Below are 1,171 nucleotides of genomic sequence, written 5' to 3' on the forward strand. Positions count from 1 at the left end.
TTGTCCCGTGACTGCGTACCTTTTGTATAATGGGTCAGCGACTTACATTCAGTGGCAAGCTTAACCGAGTAGGGGAGGCGTAGCGAAAGCGAGTCCGAATAGGGCGATTCAGTCGCTGGGTGTAGACCCGAAACCAGGCGATCTATCCATGGTCAGGTTGAAGGTAAGGTAACACTTACTGGAGGACCGAACCCACTAATGTTGAAAAATTAGGGGATGAACTGTGGATCGGAGTGAAAGGCTAAACAAGCTTGGAGATAGCTGGTTCTCTTCGAAAACTATTTAGGTAGTGCCTCGTATATTACTGTCGGGGGTAGAGCACTGTTATGGCTAGGGGGTCACAGCGACTTACCAAACCATGGCAAACTCCGAATACCGACAAGTACAGTACGGGAGACAGACATCGGGTGCTAACGTCCGGTGTCAAGAGGGAAACAACCCAGACCGCCAGCTAAGGTCCCTAAAACGGGCTAAGTGGGAAACGAAGTGGGAAGGCATAGACAGTCAGGAGGTTGGCTTAGAAGCAGCCACCCTTTAAAGAAAGCGTAATAGCTCACTGATCGAGTCGTCCTGCGCGGAAGATGTAACGGGGCTAAGCCAGTTACCGAAGCTGCGGACGTGAATTTATTCACGTGGTAGGAGAGCGTTCTGTAAGCCTGTGAAGGTGTGTCGAGAGGCATGCTGGAGGTATCAGAAGTGAGAATGCTGACATGAGTAGCGATAAAGGGAGTGAAAAGCTCCCTCGCCGTAAGTCCAAGGTTTCCTGCGCAACGTTCATCGGCGCAGGGTGAGTCGGCCCCTAAGGCGAGGCAGAGATGCGTAGCTGATGGGAAGCGGGTTAATATTCCCGCACCATTGTAAAGTGCGATGGGGGGACGGATGACGGAAGGTCATCGAGGTGTTGGATTACCTCGTTGAGGCATCATAGAAGGCGCTTAGGCAAATCCGGGCGCGTAATTCAAGGGTGTCGCTGAATGGGTCTACGGACCCAAACTGATTGAAAGTTGTCCCAAGAAAAGCCTCTAAGCTTCAGCTTTACAAGACCGTACCGCAAACCGACACAGGTGGACGGGATGAATATTCCAAGGCGCTTGAGAGAACTCAGGAGAAGGAACTCGGCAAATTGATACCGTAACTTCGGGAGAAGGTATGCCCTGGTAGTGTGATGCGC

At 51.6% G+C, this 1,171-nt stretch carries 1 rRNA gene (cut by a window edge); it reads left to right on the forward strand.

Annotation, left to right across the window (positions count from 1 at the left end):
- Window positions 1-1,171: ribosomal RNA gene (locus GGR41_RS12995) — 23S ribosomal RNA — on the forward strand; its annotated part runs 1,256 nt beyond the window's last position; the annotation flags it as partial.

Origin of the sequence: Paenalcaligenes hominis, assembly GCF_011927625.1 — a bacterium.
In the GTDB taxonomy this organism is placed as follows: domain Bacteria; phylum Pseudomonadota; class Gammaproteobacteria; order Burkholderiales; family Burkholderiaceae_B; genus Paenalcaligenes; species Paenalcaligenes hominis.